Annotated in this window: 17 protein-coding genes and 1 pseudogene; 11 read left to right on the plus strand and 7 right to left on the minus strand. The window is 42.6% G+C overall.

What is annotated here, in order from left to right; genetic code table 11:
- Positions 1 to 155: 155 nt before the first annotated feature.
- Both BM100_RS24010 and lrp read right to left on the minus strand, forming a co-directional pair.
- Positions 156 to 1,509 (minus strand): annotated as a pseudogene (locus BM100_RS24010) (DNA translocase FtsK 4TM domain-containing protein); the annotation flags it as partial.
- Positions 1,510 to 1,641: 132 nt separating this feature from the next.
- Entirely contained in the window at positions 1,642 to 2,136 is a 495-nt protein-coding gene (gene lrp, locus BM100_RS00850) for a leucine-responsive transcriptional regulator Lrp (RefSeq protein WP_004256338.1), read from the minus strand.
- 678 nt (positions 2,137 to 2,814) lie between these two features.
- Between lrp and trxB the strand changes: the two genes are divergently transcribed.
- The 5 genes from trxB to infA all read left to right on the plus strand — a co-directional run bounded on the left by trxB (position 2,815) and on the right by infA (position 8,696).
- Positions 2,815 to 3,774, plus strand: coding sequence for a thioredoxin-disulfide reductase (gene trxB, locus BM100_RS00855; protein ID WP_092507152.1), 960 nt, complete (start codon positions 2,815 to 2,817; stop codon positions 3,772 to 3,774).
- A gap of 299 nt (positions 3,775 to 4,073) precedes the next feature.
- Entirely contained in the window at positions 4,074 to 5,843 is a 1,770-nt protein-coding gene (gene cydD, locus BM100_RS00860) for a heme ABC transporter permease/ATP-binding protein CydD (protein ID WP_092507153.1), read from the plus strand.
- A gap of 2 nt (positions 5,844 to 5,845) precedes the next feature.
- Complete coding sequence (cydC, locus tag BM100_RS00865) at positions 5,846 to 7,564, plus strand: heme ABC transporter ATP-binding protein/permease CydC (RefSeq protein WP_092507154.1); 1,719 nt, start codon at positions 5,846 to 5,848, stop codon at positions 7,562 to 7,564.
- A gap of 68 nt (positions 7,565 to 7,632) precedes the next feature.
- A complete protein-coding gene (gene aat / locus BM100_RS00870; RefSeq protein WP_092507155.1) occupies positions 7,633 to 8,340 on the plus strand; it encodes a leucyl/phenylalanyl-tRNA--protein transferase in 708 nt (235 codons plus the stop codon).
- 137 nt (positions 8,341 to 8,477) lie between these two features.
- The gene (gene infA / locus BM100_RS00875) at positions 8,478 to 8,696 is read left to right on the plus strand and encodes a translation initiation factor IF-1 (RefSeq protein WP_092507156.1); all 219 of its coding nucleotides are present in this window, start codon (positions 8,478 to 8,480) and stop codon (positions 8,694 to 8,696) included.
- 104 nt (positions 8,697 to 8,800) lie between these two features.
- Here infA and clpA read toward each other — a convergent pair whose 3' ends face one another.
- Positions 8,801 to 11,089: an ATP-dependent Clp protease ATP-binding subunit ClpA gene (gene clpA, locus BM100_RS00880; protein ID WP_092507157.1), complete on the minus strand. Its 2,289-nt coding sequence runs from the start codon at positions 11,087 to 11,089 to the stop codon at positions 8,801 to 8,803.
- A 31-nt stretch (positions 11,090 to 11,120) separates the two neighbouring features.
- Positions 11,121 to 11,441, minus strand: coding sequence for an ATP-dependent Clp protease adapter ClpS (clpS, locus tag BM100_RS00885; RefSeq protein WP_092507158.1), 321 nt, complete (start codon positions 11,439 to 11,441; stop codon positions 11,121 to 11,123).
- A 330-nt stretch (positions 11,442 to 11,771) separates the two neighbouring features.
- Here clpS and cspD point away from each other — a divergent pair, with 330 nt between their 5' ends.
- Positions 11,772 to 12,002 carry a cold shock-like protein CspD gene (cspD, locus tag BM100_RS00890; RefSeq protein WP_092507159.1) on the plus strand — a complete coding sequence of 77 codons (231 nt, stop codon included), beginning with the start codon at positions 11,772 to 11,774 and terminating at the stop codon, positions 12,000 to 12,002.
- 135 nt (positions 12,003 to 12,137) lie between these two features.
- Here the strand turns inward: cspD and macB are convergent, their stop codons facing one another.
- The 3 genes from macB to BM100_RS00905 form a co-directional block, all read right to left on the minus strand.
- A complete protein-coding gene (gene macB / locus BM100_RS00895; RefSeq protein WP_092507160.1) occupies positions 12,138 to 14,093 on the minus strand; it encodes a macrolide ABC transporter ATP-binding protein/permease MacB in 1,956 nt (651 codons plus the stop codon).
- Positions 14,093 to 15,214, minus strand: a complete 1,122-nt coding sequence (macA, locus tag BM100_RS00900; protein WP_092507316.1) for a macrolide transporter subunit MacA — start codon at positions 15,212 to 15,214, stop codon at positions 14,093 to 14,095. The genes macB and macA overlap by 1 nt, the downstream gene beginning before the upstream one ends.
- A gap of 152 nt (positions 15,215 to 15,366) precedes the next feature.
- Positions 15,367 to 17,061 carry an ATP-dependent nuclease gene (locus BM100_RS00905; protein ID WP_092507161.1) on the minus strand — a complete coding sequence of 565 codons (1,695 nt, stop codon included), beginning with the start codon at positions 17,059 to 17,061 and terminating at the stop codon, positions 15,367 to 15,369.
- Positions 17,062 to 17,279: 218 nt separating this feature from the next.
- Here BM100_RS00905 and BM100_RS00910 point away from each other — a divergent pair, with 218 nt between their 5' ends.
- The 5 genes from BM100_RS00910 to artM all read left to right on the plus strand — a co-directional run bounded on the left by BM100_RS00910 (position 17,280) and on the right by artM (position 21,428).
- Positions 17,280 to 18,182, plus strand: a complete 903-nt coding sequence (locus BM100_RS00910) for a LysO family transporter (RefSeq protein WP_092507162.1) — start codon at positions 17,280 to 17,282, stop codon at positions 18,180 to 18,182.
- A gap of 228 nt (positions 18,183 to 18,410) precedes the next feature.
- Complete coding sequence (artP, locus tag BM100_RS00915; protein ID WP_092507163.1) at positions 18,411 to 19,139, plus strand: arginine ABC transporter ATP-binding protein ArtP; 729 nt, start codon at positions 18,411 to 18,413, stop codon at positions 19,137 to 19,139.
- Positions 19,140 to 19,293: 154 nt separating this feature from the next.
- Entirely contained in the window at positions 19,294 to 20,031 is a 738-nt protein-coding gene (gene artJ, locus BM100_RS00920; RefSeq protein WP_092507164.1) for an arginine ABC transporter substrate-binding protein, read from the plus strand.
- A gap of 12 nt (positions 20,032 to 20,043) precedes the next feature.
- On the plus strand, positions 20,044 to 20,760 hold the full coding sequence (gene artQ / locus BM100_RS00925) for an arginine ABC transporter permease ArtQ (RefSeq protein WP_092507165.1): 717 nt from the start codon (positions 20,044 to 20,046) through the stop codon (positions 20,758 to 20,760).
- Positions 20,760 to 21,428, plus strand: coding sequence for an arginine ABC transporter permease ArtM (gene artM / locus BM100_RS00930; RefSeq protein WP_092507166.1), 669 nt, complete (start codon positions 20,760 to 20,762; stop codon positions 21,426 to 21,428). The genes artQ and artM overlap by 1 nt, the downstream gene beginning before the upstream one ends.
- Positions 21,429 to 21,548: the final 120 nt, after the last annotated feature.

Here is a 21,548-nt window from a genome sequence, read left to right on the forward strand (position 1 = left end):
CGTCTCTTTATCTGAATCTTTGTTTTCCGATTCAAAATCGTTACCATAGCGCTGACGTTGCTGCTCAATGAATTGCTGACGCAGGATATTTTCCTGTTGCTCATCCATTTGCTGTTCATTCGATTCAGCAACCAATTCATTCTGTCTTTCTTTTTCTTCCCGTTGCAGATCTTCGGCCAAACGATGTGAAGGGACTTTGATACCATATAATTCACGACGCGTAGGTATTCTGACCGGATTAGGGCGCGGCATTTCAGGGCCGATGCCTTGTTTAACCTGAGGGTTTCTCACTATCGGCGCAATGCTGGCAACAGTTTCTGCAGCGCTCTTCACGTCACTGTCAGTTGGGAAGCTCGTTGAAAAATCACCAGACTCTGTATTTGCTTGATAATCATCAGGCAATTCAAATGTGTAACGGACTGGTTCTTCTGCTTGTTTTTCTCCAGTGCCATCATGCCCTATTTCAGTGTGTACGGCTTCTGATGAAGTTTCTGGGGCTTGTATGGTAGGTTGTATATGTTCATGACTGAACGTATTTTCTGCTGTTTCTGGTGAAATAGAATCAGCTAACATTACTTCTGGCAAAGGCATGTTTTCAGAATTCGGCTCAGGTAAGCTCTTATTATTATTTGCCTGACTATCGTTATTTTCCTGATTATTGTCGGATTCTGTCGGAGAGGCTAGTGCAGTCGATGAGTCTGCATCTGTGCTGGCCAATTCAGTTATTGTCGGCGCAGTTAATAATACGTCATCATCAGATACAGTGGCTGTCTTGGGCATCCCACTCTTATCCGTGTTGTCTGTATGCTCAGGCTCACTGACCGAATATGCGGGATCGGTTTCGACTTCCCCTTCTTCTTCGCTTTCGTCGTATTCATATTCATTGTCATTACGACCGCGATTGACGACAAAGCTGAGTGAGTTCAGGATGACTTCACCAATTTTTTCCGCAATGGTCAGCCATGACCAGCCGGTAAATAATGTGAAACCAACCACCCAAGTACCAAGCAAGGCCAGTGTTGCCCCCAATACATTGAACCAAGGCAAGATGGCATTGCTGAATAAATTACCCACAACCCCGCCGGCAGCAAAGTCGTTTAAATCATCAATATTGAGAGCAGCCAACCCACAAGAGGTCAATATCAAGGCTAAAGCTCCAATGGCGCGCAATGCGAGGGTAAAGAAATCAACGTACTCTTGCCTATCTTTCTGACGGAAAGCATTCCAACAGCCTAAAAGCATTAACGGCGGGACTGCATAGGCAAGAATACCAAATGCGGAGAACAGTATGTCAGACAACCAAGCACCAACACTGCCAGCCCAATTATGAACAGGTTCATGCCATGCAGTTTGTGACCAGCTTGGATCGGAAGGGTTGAAACTGACGAGTGCCAGCATTAAGTACACCGCGCAAATAGCAATAACCAACAAAACGGCTTCCAGAAGTCGCCGGCCACTGCTTATTTTTTTTAACTTAACACGTTTGTCTTCTGTATATTCCTGGTTCAAGAAAGGCTCTCCAGGTTTTCCTGTTGATTAAACGGAACAACGCTGAGGGTAGCTCAGCGTTGAAACTGTATGCATAAACAGGAGTGTACCTAAGTTTTTCCTGTTTTGCATCTGTACATTTTAGACAAAAGCTTAACGAGTCTTAATCACCAGGCGATTACTCTGTTTCACTTCTTCCATAACGACATAAGTACGAGTATCGTTAACACCTGGAAGACGCAGCAGGGTTTCACCAAGTAATTTACGGTAAGCAGACATGTCTGGTACACGCGTTTTCAGCAAATAGTCAAAATCACCAGAAACCAAATGACATTCTTGGATTTCTTCCAGTTTCTGGACAGCGGTATTGAATTGTTCGAATACATCCGCTGCACCACGATTCAGCGTAATTTCAACAAATACCAGCAATGATGCATCCAAGTAATGGGGATTTAGCAAAGCTGTATAGCCAGAGATGAAGCCCTGACGCTCCAGGCGGCGTACACGTTCCAAACAAGGTGTTGGTGATAAGCCTACCCGCTTGGATAATTCGACGTTAGAAATACGGCCATCTTTTTGTAACTCGTTAAGGATATTACGATCTATACGATCAAGATCTTTTCCTGGACGCTTCTTATTATCAATCATCTTATTGCTCTCTCTTTTATTCCTACACCCATAACTTTTCCCTATCTCTTTCAAGCAACTGAGCTGGAAAAGATGTCTTTAAAGGTTGAAGCTCAATCTACAACCAAGTTTTGAGGCCCACTAAAGTCTCCAAAATACAACGTCCCAGAATTCGACTAACGAAAATTCGATTTACCAGAACCTCATTTTGCAAAGCACTATTTTTAGAGCTCTAATTTCTTAAAGTGCCATTCACCAAAACACTATTCATCAAAACACAGTGCTTTTCAGAAAAGCAGCTTAACGACAATTTTTAATATTCTATGAGAAAATCACCCCCACTAATTTGTCTATTCTATAGAAACAATTGATTAGCGAGGTAGATAATTATCTCTTACACAGATGTTTTCGCAAATGCACAGCCGATTGTCAAAGTAAATGAACAAAAATCAGAACAACATACCAAACAAATTTTTGGTAAATCGTTTAAATAGCTTGTTTCATACATTAAGTGTATAAATGATGTTCAATTCATAAGGTTAAACAACGCTCCCTTACATTTCGATTACATCATAGTTACTATCTATCGGTAAAATCGTTAATAACATGAATATTTTATCTGATAATCGCTTTTTTTAACCTATTATTTCTCCTACAATCCCTAAATCCGCAATATGCTATAATGGAAATGAGGTATTCATGAGCACAGCAACACACAGAAAACTCATCATTCTTGGCTCAGGCCCTGCTGGTTATACAGCTGCTGTTTATGCTGCCCGCGCAAATCTAAGTCCCGCACTCATTACTGGGGTTGAAAAAGGCGGCCAACTGACCACTACAACTGATGTTGAAAACTGGCCCGGCGATCCTGAAGGGCTGACTGGCCCGGATTTGATGGAGCGTATGTTCCAACATGCTGAGAAATTTCAAACTGAAATCATTTCTGACCATATTAAGAAAGTTGATTTCTCAAACAGACCATTCCGTTTATATGGGGATGATCAGGAATATACCTGTGATGCTTTGATCATCTCAACAGGTGCTTCCGCCCGTTATTTGGGTCTGCCTTCCGAAGAAGCATTCAAAGGCCGTGGGGTTTCTGCTTGTGCAACATGCGATGGTTTTTTCTACCGCAAACAAAAAGTTGCCGTGGTTGGGGGTGGTAATACTGCTGTTGAAGAAGCGCTGTATCTGGCAAATATCGCTTCTGAAGTTCATTTGATCCATCGTCGTGATACTTTCCGTTCAGAGAAAATCCTGATTGACCGCATGATGGAAAAAGTGAAGAACGGCAATATCATTCTGCACACGGATCGCACATTAGAAGAAGTTCAGGGTGATGACATGGGTGTAACGGGTATCCGTATCCGTGATACGAAAAGTGACAACATCGAAGAACTGGATGTAACCGGCTTATTCATTGCTATCGGCCACAGTCCGAATACCGGCATTTTTGACGGTCAGCTTGAATTGGCAAATGGCTACATCAAAGTTCAGTCCGGATTGCATGGCAATGCTAGCCAAACCAGCGTTCCTGGTATATTTGCTGCTGGGGATGTCATGGATCACGTGTACCGTCAAGCCATTACTTCGGCGGGTACAGGTTGTATGGCTGCGCTGGATGCCGAACGCTTCCTTGACAGTTTGCCGACCAAATAATCCATCTTCCTAAAAGGCGCTATTTCGATAGCGCCTTTTAATAACAAGCAATATATACCCATTGGATTTCAAAATGCGGCTCGACGGCAAGGGAACTAATTTGCCCAATCAAAAACCGGCCTCCGGTGAGAAGAAAGAAACCTCCCATTTATCCCCCGGAAGTATGGATATCCGTATGTTTATAAAAACGGTGATTGGGGTGAGTGAGCGCAGCCAGTAAAGCTGCAACTTGAAAGACAATGAATATAGAGTTTGTGTTGATATTCCGCATCATTACCTGCTAACTAAATATTTTTCTTATGGATAAAACAAGACAATCTGAACTGGTTCGATGGCTGAGACAGCAAAGTGCCCCTGCCCGTCGCTGGCTTCGTCTCTCCATGCTCCTCGGACTAATCAGCGGATTATTGATCATTTCTCAAGCCTGGCTCTTGGCTTCCATCCTCCAAGCCCTGATTATGGACAATGTTCCTCGTGAAAACCTCATTAATCAGTTTCTGATGCTGGCAGCAACGTTTACATTCCGGGCAATCATCACGGCCATACGCGAACGGGTCGGTTTTATTTGTGGCAAAGTGGTACGCCAACAAATCCGTGGCATGGTCTTGGATAAGTTAGAGCAATTGGGGCCTGTGTGGGTCAAAGGAAAGCCCGCAGGTAGCTGGGCAACCATTATTTTGGAGCAAATAGAGGACATGCAGGATTTTTATTCCCGCTACCTGCCCCAAATGACGCTCGCAGCCATGATCCCAATTTTGACTCTGATTACCGTTTTTCCAGTGAATTGGGCCGCTGGATTAATTTTACTTGCCACTGCTCCGTTGATCCCACTGTTTATGATTCTGGTCGGTTTAGGCGCTGCCGATGCCAATCGACGCAATTTCGTTGCGCTCAGCCGATTAAGCGGTAATTTTCTCGATCGCTTACGTGGGCTGGATACTTTGCGCCTATTCCATCGCGGGGCTGCCGAAGTTGAACAGATCACTCAATCAACGGAAGATTTTCGCCGCAGAACAATGGAAGTCCTGCGCATGGCATTTTTATCTTCAGCCGTATTGGAATTTTTTGCCGCGATATCCATTGCCGTTGTTGCCGTTTATTTTGGTTTCTCTTATCTGGGGGAACTGCACTTTGGCAGCTATGGGGTGGGCGTTACTTTATTTGCTGGTTTTCTGGCTTTAATTCTTGCACCTGAATTTTTCCAGCCGCTGCGTGATTTAGGTACGTTTTACCATGCAAAAGCTCAGGCGGTCGGGGCAGCGGAATCACTCTTTACCCTGCTTAGCAGTGATGGAAAAGAAGCAATAGCCAGTGGAGAGAAAACGCTAGCGAATAAAAAACCTGTCACTATTGAAGCCGAGGCACTGGAAATTCTATCCCATGACGGCCATCGTCTTGCTGGCCCCCTGCACTTCATCATTGAAGAACACCAGCGAATCGCACTGGTTGGCAAAAGTGGCGCAGGAAAAAGCTCTTTGATCAATGTATTGCTGGGATTTTTGCCTTACCGCGGCTCCCTGAAAATTAACGGCATTGAACTGCGTGAATTGGATCTCACCAAATGGCGTGAATGCCTGAGCTGGGTTGGGCAAAATCCACATTTACCAGAACAAACCTTGCTCGATAATATTCGTCTTGGCCAATACGATGCAACACAAGAACAAATCCACGAAGTCATGGAAAAAGCCTATGTCAGCGAGTTTGTTTCTGACCTGCCAGATGGCATCAATACCGCCGTGGGTGATAATGCTGCTCGCCTGTCTGTCGGGCAAGCTCAGCGTATAGCCGTGGCACGGGCGTTATTGAATCCCTGCCAATTATTGCTGTTGGATGAACCTGCCGCCAGCCTTGATGCACATAGCGAACAGCGTGTAATGATGGCCTTGAATCAAGCTGCCCAGCAACAACCCACGTTATTGGTTACTCACTTACTAGAAGAAACTCTGGAATACGACCAAATCTGGGTAATGGAAAACGGTTTATTGATTGAAAAAGGTGATTATCAGAGTTTGAGCCAATCTCAGGGGGCATTTTCCCGTCTGTTGTCTCACCGCAGTGTGGAGCTTTAATCATGCGCATATTACTCCCATTTCTCGCTCTCTATCGCCGTCACTGGTTCCTCATTAGTTTAGGAATGGTACTGGCGATTGTAACGCTATTGGCCAGTATCGGCCTGCTGACGCTTTCCGGCTGGTTCCTGGCAGGAACTGCCTTGGCGGGGTTTGCAGGATTATATACATTTAACTATATGCTGCCTGCCGCAGGTGTACGTGGTGCAGCGATTTTTCGTACTGCCGGGCGCTATGGGGAACGTATCGTCAGCCATGATGCGACATTCCGTGTTTTGGCTCATTTGCGTGTTTTTGCTTTTAAGAAAATTTTACCCCTTTCTCCGGGAGGTATTGCTCGTTTTCGCCAAGGTGAAGTATTAAACAGGCTTGTTGCCGATGTCGAAACGTTGGATCATCTTTATTTGCGGGTGATTTCTCCGGTTATCACTGCATTTGCCGTAATTGCCGTGCTGACATTTGGTTTGGGGTTCTTGGATCCCGCTCTTGCTTATCTTCTCGGTGGTATTATGTCAGGGCTGCTGCTGTTGCTGCCTTTAGGGTTTTATCATGCAGGAAAGCCTCATGGCAGCAATATCACCCTACAACGCGGCCAATATCGAACTTTACTCACCAGCACCTTACAAGGGCAGGCTGAATTAAGCGTATTCGGCGCACTTAAGCGTTTCCGTCAATCCATGACAGACGTTGAGCAAGATTGGTTGAAAAGCCAACAAAAACAAGCCGGTTTGACTGGGTTATCACAAGCCATCATGATTTTTTTCACCGGCATGACTGTCACCTTGATGTTATGGCTGGCTGCGGCAGGTGTGGGAGAAAATAATCAACCCGGCGCATTAATAGCATTATTTACATTCTGTACTCTTGCTGCCTTTGAAGCACTTGGGCCGGTCACCGTGGCATTTCAGCACATGGGGCAAGTTATTTCGTCAGCGACCCGGGTTTCCCAATTAATGATCCAGAAACCGGAAGTCAATTTTCCTCCTCAGGGCCCTCAGATAAACGGCAACCTCAGCCTTGAAGTTAAAAATATTGATTTCACCTATCCCGACCAACCTTTACCGGTGTTGAAGAATATTTCCCTGTCATTAACGGCGGGTGAACATATCGCTTTATTAGGGAAAACAGGATGCGGCAAATCGACACTTTTACAGTTATTGACCCGGGCATGGGATATCAATAGTGGTGAAATCCAACTCAATCACAAACCTATCTCCAGTTATGATGAAACAACATTGCGTTCGCTGATGTCTGTTGTTCCCCAAAGAATACATGTCTTCAGCCATACTCTGCGTGAAAACCTTTTATTGGCAAAGCCCGATGCCAGTGATGAAGAATTGGAAACTGTATTGCTACAAGTAGGGCTGGGCAATTTGCTAGACACTGATCAAAAGCTAAACTGTTGGATGGGTGAAGGCGGGCGCCAACTCTCTGGTGGCGAGCAACGCCGTTTAGGCATTGCCAGAGCCTTGTTGCATGACGCTCCTTTAATGCTTTTGGATGAACCGACCGAAGGGCTTGATGCCGATACTGAACAACAAATTTTGTCATTACTGAACCATTGCTGTCAGCATAAAACACTGATCACCGTTACCCACCGGCTCACAGGCTTACAGGATATGGATAGAATTTGTGTCATGGATGGAGGACACATTGTTGAACAAGGCAGACATGAAGTTCTTCTGGCTCAAAAAGGACGCTATTATCAATTTTATCAATGACATAGCTTTTACCAGAAGAATAATTTTTATCAAAAAAATAGCGATCCCAGGCAGGAGTGACACATTTTATGTCGATAGCTCAACTGGATGATTCACATGAATTTCCCCATCCGAACCACGCTTTGGTTGAACCCAATGGCTTGCTGGCGTTTGGGGGAGATCTAAGTGCAGAACGTTTAAAAGTGGCTTATAATGAGGGCATTTTTCCGTGGTATTCGCCCTACGAGCCGCCTTTATGGTGGTCTCCTGATCCCAGGGCAGTATTAATTCCTGGAGAATTGCATACTGGTAGAACACTGCGCCGTTTTATTCGCAAACATACTTACCAAATTACGGTAAACTATGCTTTCGATGAAGTAATATATAATTGCGCCCAACGGCAAGAAGGTACTTGGATCGGGTCAGCAGTCCAGCGGGGCTATCAAACGCTGCACAAAGAAGGTTTAGCTCATTCAATTGAAGTCTGGCACGAACGTCAGCTGGTGGGTGGTCTATATGGCGTTAGTGTGGGTACGCTGTTTTGCGGTGAATCAATGTTCAGCAAGATGGAGAATGCCTCCAAGTGTGCTTTTGTAGCATTCTATTACCATTTTTTACGTCATGGTGGCCAATTGTTTGATTGTCAGGTATTAAATCATCATACCGAATCATTGGGCGCCAGAAATATTCCGAGGGGAGAATTTCTCCAGTATCTTTATCAATTAAGGGCACAGTCATTACAGCCAAACTGCTGGTCTGCGCAATTGCTTGATTTACAATTACCCCCTAAGGACTAAAGTTGTTTACGGTGGAAATGTCGTCGCCTGTCATATGCAAAATGATGGCTTAAAATACGACATTCCTTTACATAATGATGGTTTTTCGGCATTATCTTGCCGGTTAAAAACTATGGTTGTTACATTTAGAGGATTAGATGGCCAAAGAAGAAAATATTGAAATGCAGGGTACTGTGTTAGAAACACTGCCAAATACCGTGTTCCGTGTCGAATTAGAAAATGGACACATCGTTACCGCTCACATTTCAGGAAAAATGCGTAAAAACTACATCCGCATCCTGACTGGAGACAAGGTCACAGTCGAGCTAACTACCTATGACACGGAAAAAGGCCGTATCACCTTCCGTAGCCGCTGATTAAGTGCCTTTAACACCACAGGTGTATTTTTTATATCCACCTGTGGTGTGGCCTTGACTGCGATTTCTATAACCACTTAAGCCCTATAACCACTTAAGCATAGTTACAGCACTGCATCTTCTGATTTCTTTTTGTTGTTTGATTTTTGTGCTCTTTTAAAGTCGTAAATTAATACTTGTTTAACTTTATCAAGATTAATCCTGACCGAACCACCATGAACCAAAGAACCAAACAATAACTCATTAGCCAGTGGTTTTTTGAGGTTATCCTGAATAACACGCGCCATTGGGCGTGCTCCCATTGCTTTGTCATAGCCTTTGTCGCATAACCATTGACGTGCATCCGCGCTAATTTCGAGAGAAACACCTTTTTCATCCAATTGAGCTTGTAACTCAACAATGAATTTATCAACAACCTGTTGAATAACTTCAGAGGAAAGTGCATCAAACCAAATGATGCTATCAAGGCGATTGCGGAATTCAGGCGTGAAAATCCGTTTAATTTCTTCCATTCCGTCCGTGCTATTGTCCTGCTCCGAGAAACCGATTGATTTACGTTGCGTTTCCCGTACCCCGGCATTGGTTGTCATTACCAGAATAACGTTGCGGAAATCCGCTTTACGGCCGTTATTATCCGTCAATGTGCCATTATCCATGACTTGCAACAGCAAGTTGAAGACATCCGGGTGAGCCTTTTCAATCTCATCCAGCAACAGTACAGAATGCGGATGTTTAATGATTGCATCGGTCAATAAACCACCTTGGTCATATCCCACATAACCGGGAGGTGCGCCAATTAATCGACTGACCGTATGCCGTTCCATATATTCCGACATATCAAATCGCAATAATTTGACATTCAATACCTTGGATAACTGGACTGTAACTTCGGTTTTACCCACTCCTGTCGGCCCCGCAAACAGGAATGAACCAACCGGTTTATGATCCTGCCCCAAACCAGCCCGACTCATTTTAATCGCTTCTGTCAATGCGCCGATGGCCCGATCCTGACCAAAGACCAGCATTTTCAGACGATCATCCAGCGTTCTTAATGTATCTTTATCACTGGCCGATACCGTTTTTTCAGGTATACGGGCAATGCGAGCCACAACAGATTCAATATCAGTGACATTGATTGTTTTTTTGCGGCGGCTGGCCGGAACTAGCCTGGTTCTGGCACCGGCTTCGTCAATAACATCAATCGCTTTATCCGGTAAATGGCGATCAGTAATGTACTTCACGGATAACTCGACTGCGGCACGAATCGCTTTCGCTGTATAACGGACATCATGGTGTGCTTCATATTTAGTACGCAGCCCATTAATAATTTGTACCGTTTCCTCTGCTGAAGGTTCAAGAATATCAATCTTCTGAAAACGACGGGCCAATGCTCTGTCTTTTTCGAAGATATTGCTGAACTCATGATAGGTTGTCGAACCGATTACCCGAATACGCCCACTGGACAGCAAAGGCTTAATCAGGTTGGCCGCATCCACTTGCCCGCCAGAAGCTGCACCAGCGCCAATAATTGTATGGATTTCGTCAATAAAGAGAATACTATTGCTGTCTTGTTCCAACGTTTTTAACAAGGATTTGAAGCGCTTCTCAAAATCCCCTCGATATTTGGTGCCAGCCAGCAATGAGCCAATATCCAATGAATAGATGGTGCAGTCTTGTATCACTTCGGGGACATTTTTTTGCACAATACGCCATGCAAGCCCTTCAGCAATCGCCGTTTTACCGACCCCAGACTCTCCGACAAACAGAGGGTTATTCTTGCGACGACGGCACAATACCTGAATTGTTCTTTCTAATTCATTCTGACGCCCAACAAGTGGATCGATTTGGCCTTTTTGTGCCAATAGATTCAGATTAGTCGTGAAATTTTCCAACCGATCTTCGCTTATTACCTGTTCTTCCTGAACCGGATTGATGCTGTGGTGTGAATCATTGTCAGGCTCATCCTTACGTGTTCCATGAGAAATGAAATTCACAACATCCAAGCGACTGACATCATGCTTACGCAGCAAATAAGCGGCCTGAGATTCCTGTTCACTAAAGATGGCAACTAAAACATTCGCCCCGGAAACTTCTGAACGCCCTGAAGACTGAACGTGAAATACTGCGCGCTGCAATACACGCTGAAAACTTAATGTGGGTTGTGTATCCCTGTCATCGTTTTCAGATAACAAGGGAGTGGTTTGTGAAATAAAATTTTCCAACTCCTGGCGCAACATCGCCAGATCGACCTTACAAGCCTCCAGAGCCTCTCGCGCTGATGTGTTACTCAACAACGCCAGCAACAGGTGCTCTACAGTCATAAATTCATGCCTGTTATCCCTTGCTTTGGCAAAAGCAATGTTGAGACTAAGCTCCAGTTCTTGATTGAGCATAAGCACCTCCTCCTAAAATCAGTGAGCCAGATTAGACCTTTTCCAGCGTGCAAAGTAATGGATGCTCGTGCTCCTTAGCATACATGTTCACTTGCGCAGCTTTAGTTTCTGCGACCTCTGCCGTATAAATTCCGCAAACTGCCTTCCCTTTTTGGTGGACATCCAGCATTAGTTGCGTTGCTCGTTCAACATCATAAGAAAAGAACTTTTGCAATACGTCAACCACAAACTCCATAGGGGTATAGTCGTCGTTGTTAAGAACAACCTTATACATTGATGGAGGTTGCAGTTTTTGTTTTGCATCATCCTGAATAAATTCTTCCACTTTCAAATCGTTATAAAACTCAGTCATCATTCTTCCGCTGGGTATTTGCTTTCCATTGGATTTTAGTACGAACTAATCCATTACACTGCCATATATTTTATCACTTCATAGCGCACTCTGCTTATCCTCCCTTTGATTACCGAATAGAGAATTTGCCTAAAAAGCAGATACCGTTATCTATATCAAACTTTAGTCATCTGAAACAGCTTGACGTTATTTATATACTTGACGACGCAATGAATTTCACTACAGTATATTTTATGAACACCAAACCCTTTATGGGTGTCTGTTCATTTTTTTTTTTGAAATTTTTAGTGACTCCTAAACCCGAAATCGTGATACGAGGGATAGAGAAGTATGGAAACAGGTACTGTTAAATGGTTCAATAATGCAAAGGGCTTTGGATTTATTTGCCCGGCTAGCGGGGGTGATGACATATTCGCTCACTATTCAACCATTCAGATGGATGGTTATAGGACTCTGAAAGCTGGGCAAAAGGTAAATTTTAGCGTTAACCAAGGCCCAAAGGGTAATCACGCCAGCCTTATTGTTCCTCTGGAAGGTAGTTCAGAATCAGAAGAAAAGTAAGTCAATAAAAATAAATTTATAATTCCACGCCACAAATAAACAATGTGCTTATTTGTGGCGTGCTATGTATTAATTCATTCCGTCTTAATTATGTACCATCCTAGCGGCTTGCAACATGCGGTTTTGTTGACATATTCATTCCCGCGCCAAGGCTTCTATCGGATCAAGGCGGGCTGCATTACGGGCAGGCAGGAAACCAAAAATTATCCCGGTAGCCGTTGAACAACCGAAGGCAAGGATAAATGCAGTGACACTATAAACAAAACTCCATTGTGGCAACATCCATTCTACAACCGCCAACAAGCTGTATGACAGCGCTATTCCCAATATTCCGCCAATTAAACAAACTAAGACTGATTCGATGAGAAATTGCATCCTAATATCACTGCTCCTGGCGCCAACTGCCATACGGATACCAATTTCCCGTGTCCGTTCTGAGACTGACACTAACATAATATTCATCACCCCGATGCCACCAACAACCAAAGATATCAGCGCCACCAACATCAAAAATATCTGAATGTTTCTTGTTGTTTTATTTATTAGCTGAACATATCGATCGGAGTTAAATAGATTAAAATCTTCCCTGCCATGACGAAGTGTCAATAATCGCTTAAGTTTATCTTCCACTATAACAGTAGAATAACCATCCTTTACCTGGAAAACTATCAAATCTATATAATTCTGACTTATCAAGCGGTGGTTCATTGTGCTGTAAGGCAACCAAACGTACGACCTATTGCCATAACGGTAATGTTGTTCCGTGGAAATAACCCCGATAATTGTCAGAGGAATATTGTTCACCAATAAAACTTCACCTATGGCATTTTTTTGATAGGGAAATACTTTTTTTCGGGTGTAATCGTTAATAACAACAACTTGGGCCTGGCGGCTAACCATATCTGAAGTAAAAGACATGCCTTGAGAAAACTTCAAAGCATGTATCTGAAAATACTCGCTTCCTACGCCTTGTATACTTGTTTTGATATCAACATTATCTCGGCGCAAGCGCCCATCAAACTCATCAAATACCGGGGAAACTGCCTGAGCATAGGGCTGAGATTTTATGGCTGAAACATCCCCCAGCTTCAATGATTGCATTTCCGATGCTTTGCCACTACCAAAATCACTGCCAAAGACACCTCCCGGATAAATATCGATAACATTGGTTCCCATGGATTTTATATCCGATAACACCCTCGATTTAGCCGCGTCCCCCACCACCAAAATACTGACAACCGAAGCAATGCCAATAATAATACCGAGCATGGTCAGAAAAGTTCGCAACTTATTGGCAGTCATTGCGCGCCATGCCATCAACAGGGCTTCGTTAAAACTCTCCCAGATCCGTTTAACTGAAAAAGGATTTTCATCAACGTTGGAAAAATGGGGAACCGTTTTATCCACGGAAGCTCGTGAATCAGTCAACAGACGACCATCTTTAATTTCAATGACTCTTTGAGCCTGCGCCGCAATGTTGGGATCATGGGTAACAATGACAACAGTGTGCCCTTGCTGGCAAAGCTGCTTCAAAAGATCCATCATTTCCTGACCAGAAGTACTATCCAATGCTCCTGTCGGCTCATCTGCCAGGATCACCTGCCCACCATTCATAAGTGCTCTGGCAATACTGACCCGTTGTTGCTGCCCTCCAGAAAGCTGGTTCGGCCAATAATTAACGCGATTTTCCAATCCAAGATTTTGGAGTAATTGAATAGCACGCTCACGGCGCTGTGTTTTAGAAACACCAGAATAAATTGCGGGTATTTCAACATTTTGCTCTGCTGTCAGGTGAGTCAATAAATGATAGCGCTGGAAAACGAAACCAAAGTGCTCCCTGCGTAATTTTGCTAATTGATTACTCTTTAAATCAGCAACATTGATTCCTGAAACCCAGTATTCTCCACTGCTGGGTTTATCCAAGCAGCCAAGTATATTCATCAGCGTAGATTTACCAGATCCCGATGCACCAACAATAGCAATCATTTCTCCAGCATGGATGGATAATGAAATATTATCCAATGCATTAACTTGCTCTCCACCAACAAGGTAGCTGCGGCTAATATTTTTTAGTTCCAGCAAGGTTTCCATTATGATGCCTCAGTGTTGTTTTTATTATTGGAGGCAGTGATTACATGTTCATTTTCTTTTAACCCACTGATAACTTGAACATTAATATCATTAAAAATACCAGTCTTAATTGTCCGTTTTTCTTTTTTTCCATTATGTAACACACTGACTTCATACTGGTTGAAAGATATCTGTTTTTCCAGCGCTGAAATCGGAACCACCAATACATTGTGCAATGATTGGAGTTCTATCTTTACTTGAGCAGTCATTTTTAAACGAAGGATATGTTCCGAATTCGGAACTTCGAAACGTGCATAGTAGAAGATGACCTTTCCCACTTCTTGTGGTGCAGGAAGAATATTCAATAAATTACCGTAAAAGTGTTTTTCAGGGTCCCCCAAAATAGTAAATGATGCTTTTTGACCCGGCTTTAATTTTATGATGTCTGCTTCGGATATCTCTGCGTTAACGACCATCGTATCGAGGTTTGTCAATGTCAAGATAGTCGGCGCTGTTTGCGTCGAAATGACCGTTTGCCCTTGAAATGTTTTTATATCTGTTACCACTCCCGCGATCGGAGCGATAATCGAAGTATACTGAAGCTTTGTTTTAGCAGTATCCAATCTGGCTTTGTTTTGCTTGATTTGTGATTTTAAGTCATTGATTTTAGAAAGTTTAAGATCCACATCTGTTGTTGCGATATCCAGCGCTTCTTGAGACACTACATTTAAATTAGATAATTTCTTTAAACGACTTACCTTAAGTTGAGCCAATCCCAATTCAGATTGAGCTCCCCGTAGATTAAATTGCAATGAGTTTATTGTTTCTTCCTTTTCTTCCACCTCATTCTTCGCTGTTTGTGGATCAATTACTGCCAATAACTGGCCTTCCTTAACTTTATCCCCCAGCTTAACGTAAAGTTCCTTCAACTGACCGCTAACCTGTGCGCCCACATCAACTTTACTGACCGCATCTAACTTACCGGTCGCAAGGACACTTTGTTCCAGATTACCTTTCATGACTGCGCTGGTTTGATACGTAATTGCTTTGGAAAAGTAATAAAAATAGATAGATACAGATGCAATGATCAACAGAATAAGTACTAAAAAAACCCAGAGGCGTTTGGCGTTAAAAAATTTCATCAACAAATACTCACTATTAAAAGCCACGGTCTAATTACCTCAATTTACTTTATATAACCTCAATAATTATTATCAGCAAGTAATTTTTAATAAGAAAAATTTATCTTATATTTGCTTTTTTCCGAAAGTACCCAGCAGGAATTCATTAAAATCTAATTAACTTTTCCTCTTGCCAGCCAAACAACTCTGGAAAACATCTCTTTCAGAATCAGTGGAATGGAAGCGACTCCACGTTCAGCAGCATAGTTAGCAACAGCTATCGCTAAATCCGGTTTAGAAGAGCGTTGGATAGCTTTTGTGAGAACTTTCCTCGTTGATATTCTGACATTTTGGGGAATATTGGCAATTTCATGATAAACACTACTAAAATCAGAGCGATACAGGAAATGCTCCATATCCAGTGCAGGCAAAGAAGTTAATCTATTACTGACAGTATCTCCAATTTCTTCCGCAAACAATTTAGCTGTTGCAGCATATTTTTTTCCTGCATCATCACCATCAACCAACGTATGCCATTCAATCCCCATTCGATTGGCAAATTTCAAGAGAGGTTTTAGGCCACTTTGAGCAAATTCAATGACCTTAATGCCTTCTGATTCAAAGTAATAACCACATTGGCGAGCTAAATCATTAATTAACCAAACTTCAGTTTCCCCCTCAACCAGCAACCAACAACGGGCAAACAAGGCTGATGGGCGATTGAAATGGATATGGAACGAAATACGCCGAATTTCTTCCGCAGTTAGATAATTTTCCCCTAGACGATAAGCCATAACGCGACTGGAATTCCTGATCAAACGACAAACTCCATTAAGAGGAACCTGAGACAATAGCTCCCCTGAATTCGTCGTGGTGATTTTTTGCAGCGAAAACAAACTCATCAACCCCCAAGAAATGGAAAGCATAATCGGGTGCAAACGTGTTTCAGGATTTTCGACAATAACCAGCGGGCGGGCATCGGAATCAAGGGAAATATCACTATTTGACTGAAGCAATGAGGAAAAAATACTCAATATAATTAAGCGAACATTGCGCTGACTGGGTTTCGAACTGATCCGGTGAATAGCATCCAACACCCGCCAGCCCCGTAATCGATGTTCACTATGTGTTTGATTAGTGCTGAGTTTATATCTTGTATTTTTATGTTCAAATAAATCAGCGCCTTGTTCAGCAAAATAATGCCCGATTAATTGCTGCATAGCTTCCATTCCCTGCCATAATTCTTCATTCGTTAATTCTTGCGGGTTATCCATCAAAGCCAGCGTCAATAATTCCATTTTTTCCCGTATTTCATCATGGCAGGTGGCATTATCCGTGCTTTCTTTTAATGATTTATTTATTAATGTTTCATTGACAAAACGGGCATCACGTAGACGCAATACAGGATACAACCGTATAATTTCACGCAGTAAAAAGCCATTATCCGTTAACTGTAAAGAATTTCCCTGCTCATTCAAAAAACAGCGATAAGTATGTACTGAACCGTCTTTTTGTAATTCTCCGCTCACACGCAAATATATTCGTTTAAGCTCATTTTTGGCACCAACCCATACAGGGCGTAGATTACCTAAACGCGCTAGTTGATAATTCCCCTTTTGTTTTTCGCAAAATGTCAGAATTATTTGTAAATCACATTTCTTAACTGTGGTTTCATCCCATGCGTGATAGAAATCAAGTTTATTAAAGTGATAAAATTCAGGCTTAGGCGATAATAAAACAGTTAAAGCATCTAAAAGGCTGGATTTACCCCAGGCATTCTCACCAATCAGAATAGTATTGTCATCAAGCACCAACGATAACCTATTTATTCCTCTAAATCCTGAAATTTCAACACGTTCCAAGAACATATATTCCCCTGTTTAAATAACCTGATTTATTTAACTTTATTTATAACATTTGCATTTTTCTAAAATATAAATGCGTTGAATTTCAGTGCATTTACCTTTATTCTCTCTGTTATTTTAGTGTAAACATTTTGTTTCTGTTTGTTTATTGGTCTTTATGACCAACTTCCATTATAAAAATTAGATAAAAAAAACTTCTTAATTAAATAAGGATGTAAGACATGTATTCAGGATTACTCATCATTCTCCTGCCATTAAGCCTAGGCTATCTTATTCGTCTGAATGATAAATCTGTGATGGCGATGGTACACCAGCTACTCAATTTCATGGTTTATATTATTCTCATTCTTATGGGTATTAGCCTCGCCATGCTTGAGAATTTAGGTAGTAATTTATTTTCTATCTTATTATATGCAACGACATTTTTTCTCTGCATATTATTCACTAATATGCTAGCCCTTTTCCTGCTGGATAAACGAGATCCATGGATTGTTAATACACATAAACAAGAAAAACCACCTTCCCGATTACATATGGCTTTGGATTCGCTCAAACTATGCGGCGCTCTCATTCTGGGATTTCTCATTGGGTTAACCGGCTGGTCTTGGTTCCAATTTTCCGGCAAAGCCAGTGAGATTGTTCTGATTTTCCTGCTGTTTATGGTCGGAATACAACTACGTAACAACGGCATGAGCCTAAAGCAAACGTTATTGAATCGCCGTGGAAGTGTTATCGCGTTAGTCGTTGCCGTCAGCTCTTTGCTGGGGGGCGTACTGGCTGCATTTTTACTCGGGTTGCCCACTAAAACCGGTCTTGCTATTGCATCAGGCTACGGCTGGTATTCCCTTTCCGGCATCTTGCTTTCCGATGCTTACGGGCCTGTTCTCGGAAGTACTGCATTTTTTAATGACTTAGCCAGAGAGCTGGCATCAATTATGCTGCTCCCAATTCTGGTAAATCGCTATCGTTCAACTGCATTAGGTTTAACCGGTGCGACTTCAATGGATTTTGCCCTACCGGTTTTACAGCGTTGTGGTGGATCAGGGATCGTGCCAGCGGCTATCGTGCATGGTTTTATCTTAAGTCTAATGACACCTCTGTTTATCGCATTTTTTACCCAATAAGCAATACATTGCAATTAACAGCGCTAACTGACTAAATAAAACTTTTAAAGTACAAAAATAAATCCGATTGACTAATAAAGGAACAAAAAGTAATCTGAAAAAATGTCTACAGTCTGATTAGTTAAGTCACTAATTTGATAAAAATGACAATTTTATGCAGATATTATTGCATAGTTATTCTTATGGGATTAATATCCGAACAATAAACTAACTATTCACATTTTTCGCATGAGCATTCAATTAAAAAACATAAATTGCTTCTATGGTTCACATCAAGCCCTGTTTGATATCAATTTTGAATGTACGTCAGGGGAAACAATTGTACTGCTGGGGCCAAGTGGTGCAGGTAAAAGCTCGTTGTTGCGGGTATTGAACCTGTTAGAGATGCCGCGTTCCGGGCAACTCAATGTGGCAAAACACCAATTTGATTTTAGCCAGCAACCCAACCAAAAAGAGATACTGGCATTACGGCAAAAAGTCGGTATGGTTTTTCAGCAATACAACCTGTGGCCACATTTAACCGTAATGGATAATTTAATTGAAGCGCCATGCCGAGTCTTGAAACTTTCTAAACAACAGGCACGGGAAAAAGCAGAAAAACTGCTTTCCCGCCTTCGGTTGGAGGAGTTTGCCAACCGCTTTCCGTTGCACCTTTCTGGTGGTCAACAACAGCGCGTTGCAATTGCCCGGGCGTTAATGATGGAACCCCAAATTCTATTGTTTGATGAACCTACCGCTGCGCTTGATCCTGAAATTACATCTCAAGTCGTTGATATTATTAAGGAGCTGGCAGGAACAGGCATTACCCAAGTTATTGTGACTCATGAAGTGGAATTGGCTCGCAAAACAGCAAGTCAGGTTGTATACATGGAGCAAGGGCGCATTATCGAAAAAGGTGACATGTCTCACTTTGCGCAACCTCAGACAGAAGCCTTTGCACACTATTTATCGCATTGATACGCATTTATCGGACTGATACACCTTTTAACACGCAGATATACATTTATCACATTGATATACCATACTTAATCTGTCATAACGGCAATCAGTGATAAAACAAACACCAACAACATTTATCAATCACAACATCCATGAATGACAGGATATTGCTATGAAAAAATTATTATTTGCAACTCTATTAAGCGCAATAACCTTATCGGCAACCGCCGCAGAGCAGGCCACTCTCCGTTTTGCAACAGAAGCCTCCTATCCGCCATTTGAATTTATTGATGCAAACAATAAAATTCAGGGATTCGATATCGATCTAGCGAATGCGATATGCGCAAAAATCAACACTAAGTGCACATTCACTAACCAAGCCTTCGATAGTTTGATTCCCAGTCTGAAATTCCGTCGTTTTGATGCCCTGATGGCAGGTATCGATATCACGCCAGAACGCCAAAAACAGGTGGACTTCACTCATACTTATTATGATAACTCCGCCATTTTCATTGCTGTTAAAGGGAAATTTAACAACATTTCCGATCTGAAAGGTAAACAGGTCGGTATGCAAAATGGAACGACTCACCAGAAATATCTGATGGAACAGCATAAAGAAATCAAGACCGTGCCTTATGATAGCTACCAAAATGCGATCCTTGATTTAAAAAATGGCCGTCTTGATGCGGTATTCGGTGACACCGCGGTCGTTAATGAGTGGCTGAAAACGAATAAAGAATTAGGCACTGTTGGCGATAAAGTGACAGATAAGAACTACTTTGGGACAGGTTTAGGCATTGCAGTTCGCAAAGGTGATACTGATTTATTGAATAAACTGAACAAAGCGCTCGCTGAAGTGAAACAAGATGGTTCGTATGACGTCATCTACAAAAAATGGTTTGAACAATAAAACTGAATCCCAATGAGTGAACTTCAATCTTTAATCAGTGCCGCCGGAACAACCGTCGGCCTTGCTATTTCTTCGCTTGCGGTCGGTTTGGTTCTGGCAATGCTTTTTTCTGCGTGGGAATCCGTTCGCTGGAAGCCAATCGCATTTTTAGGTTCTTGCTGGGTGACATTGATTCGCGGGTTGCCTGAAATTCTGGTAGTCCTCTTCATCTATTTCGGAAGCTCACAGCTTCTGATAATGCTGTCAGAAGGCTTGGAAATTAATCTGATTGTCTGGCAGTTTAAACTGCAAATGCAAATTGACAATTTTGATGTCAGCCCTTTTCTTTGCGGTGTTATTGCCCTTTCACTGCTTTATTCAGCCTATGCTTCACAAACATTGCGAGGCGCCTTGAAAGCCGTTCCCGTGGGGCAACGGGAAGCAGGCCAGGCATTGGGATTAAGCCAAAGCCGCATCTTTTTTCGTCTGGTAATGCCACAAATGTGGCGGCACGCCCTACCTGGTTTGGGGAATCAATGGCTGGTGTTGCTGAAAGATACCGCTTTGGTATCACTCATCAGTGTCAATGATTTGATGTTACAGACAAAAAGTATCGCAACCCGCACACAAGAACCTTTCACTTGGTATATGATTGTTGCTTTGATCTACTTGGTCATTACACTTGTCAGCCAGTTTATTCTCAAGCGGCTCGAGATGCGTACCATTCATTTTGAACGGAGCACTTCGTAATGTTTGAGTATATAAAAGAAATTTTACCGGGCCTGCAAACGAGCCTCAGCCTGACTTTCTCGGCATTACTCACCGCGTTTATCTTGTCAGTTATTCTGACCATGATCCTGGCAATGAAACTGCCGGTGCTTTCCCAATTAGTAAAGGGTTACATCACGCTATTTACCGGAACTCCTCTGCTTGTTCAGTTTTTCTTGATTTATTACGGGCCGGGGCAATTTCCTGCAATAAAAGAGTATTCATGGTTATGGCAACTGATGTCAGAACCATGGCTTTGTGCGATGGTGACGCTGGCATTGAATAGCGCAGCTTACTCAACTCAACTGTTTTATGGGGCAGTAAAAGCGATCCCCGAGGGGCAGTGGCAATCTTGCCAAGCTCTCGGCATGTCCAAGATTCATTCTATGCGCATCTTGCTGCCTTATGCTTTTAAAAGAGCTATCTCTTCCTATTCCAATGAAATCATTCTGATCTTCAAGAGTACTTCACTTGCCAGTACGATTACCTTATTGGATATCATGGGATATAGCCAACTTCTCTTTGGGCGCACCTATGATGTTTCTGTATTTGTTGCTGCGGGCATCATATATCTCTGCATTAATGCCCTTTTGACATTAATAATGCGTATCATTGAGCATCGGGCTTTAACATTTGAGCATCGTAGCTGAACCTGATCAGCCTCCTACCCTTATGAATTGCAGCCTTATTGGCTGCACTCATTCAACCTAATCTCAGGTTACAAACTTAGATTTATCCATGCGCTTGGGAGCTATTCCCAAGCCATAAAA

Origin of the sequence: Xenorhabdus mauleonii, from assembly GCF_900113945.1 — a bacterium.
Taxonomy (GTDB): domain Bacteria; phylum Pseudomonadota; class Gammaproteobacteria; order Enterobacterales; family Enterobacteriaceae; genus Xenorhabdus; species Xenorhabdus mauleonii.

Bases quoted from the DNA above. Each gene is read 5' to 3' on its own strand.
- lrp (WP_004256338.1), bottom strand. From the start codon at position 2,136: ATGATTGATAATAAGAAGCGTCCAGGAAAAGATCTTGATCGTATAGAT.
- trxB (WP_092507152.1), top strand. From the start codon at position 2,815: ATGAGCACAGCAACACACAGAAAACTCATCATTCTTGGCTCAGGCCCT.
- cydD (WP_092507153.1), top strand. From the start codon at position 4,074: ATGGATAAAACAAGACAATCTGAACTGGTTCGATGGCTGAGACAGCAA.
- cydC (WP_092507154.1), top strand. From the start codon at position 5,846: ATGCGCATATTACTCCCATTTCTCGCTCTCTATCGCCGTCACTGGTTC.
- aat (WP_092507155.1), top strand. From the start codon at position 7,633: ATGTCGATAGCTCAACTGGATGATTCACATGAATTTCCCCATCCGAAC.
- infA (WP_092507156.1), top strand. From the start codon at position 8,478: ATGGCCAAAGAAGAAAATATTGAAATGCAGGGTACTGTGTTAGAAACA.
- clpA (WP_092507157.1), bottom strand. From the start codon at position 11,089: ATGCTCAATCAAGAACTGGAGCTTAGTCTCAACATTGCTTTTGCCAAA.
- clpS (WP_092507158.1), bottom strand. From the start codon at position 11,441: ATGACTGAGTTTTATAACGATTTGAAAGTGGAAGAATTTATTCAGGAT.
- cspD (WP_092507159.1), top strand. From the start codon at position 11,772: ATGGAAACAGGTACTGTTAAATGGTTCAATAATGCAAAGGGCTTTGGA.
- macB (WP_092507160.1), bottom strand. From the start codon at position 14,093: ATGGAAACCTTGCTGGAACTAAAAAATATTAGCCGCAGCTACCTTGTT.
- macA (WP_092507316.1), bottom strand. From the start codon at position 15,214: ATGAAATTTTTTAACGCCAAACGCCTCTGGGTTTTTTTAGTACTTATT.
- BM100_RS00905 (WP_092507161.1), bottom strand. From the start codon at position 17,061: ATGTTCTTGGAACGTGTTGAAATTTCAGGATTTAGAGGAATAAATAGG.
- BM100_RS00910 (WP_092507162.1), top strand. From the start codon at position 17,280: ATGTATTCAGGATTACTCATCATTCTCCTGCCATTAAGCCTAGGCTAT.
- artP (WP_092507163.1), top strand. From the start codon at position 18,411: ATGAGCATTCAATTAAAAAACATAAATTGCTTCTATGGTTCACATCAA.
- artJ (WP_092507164.1), top strand. From the start codon at position 19,294: ATGAAAAAATTATTATTTGCAACTCTATTAAGCGCAATAACCTTATCG.
- artQ (WP_092507165.1), top strand. From the start codon at position 20,044: ATGAGTGAACTTCAATCTTTAATCAGTGCCGCCGGAACAACCGTCGGC.
- artM (WP_092507166.1), top strand. From the start codon at position 20,760: ATGTTTGAGTATATAAAAGAAATTTTACCGGGCCTGCAAACGAGCCTC.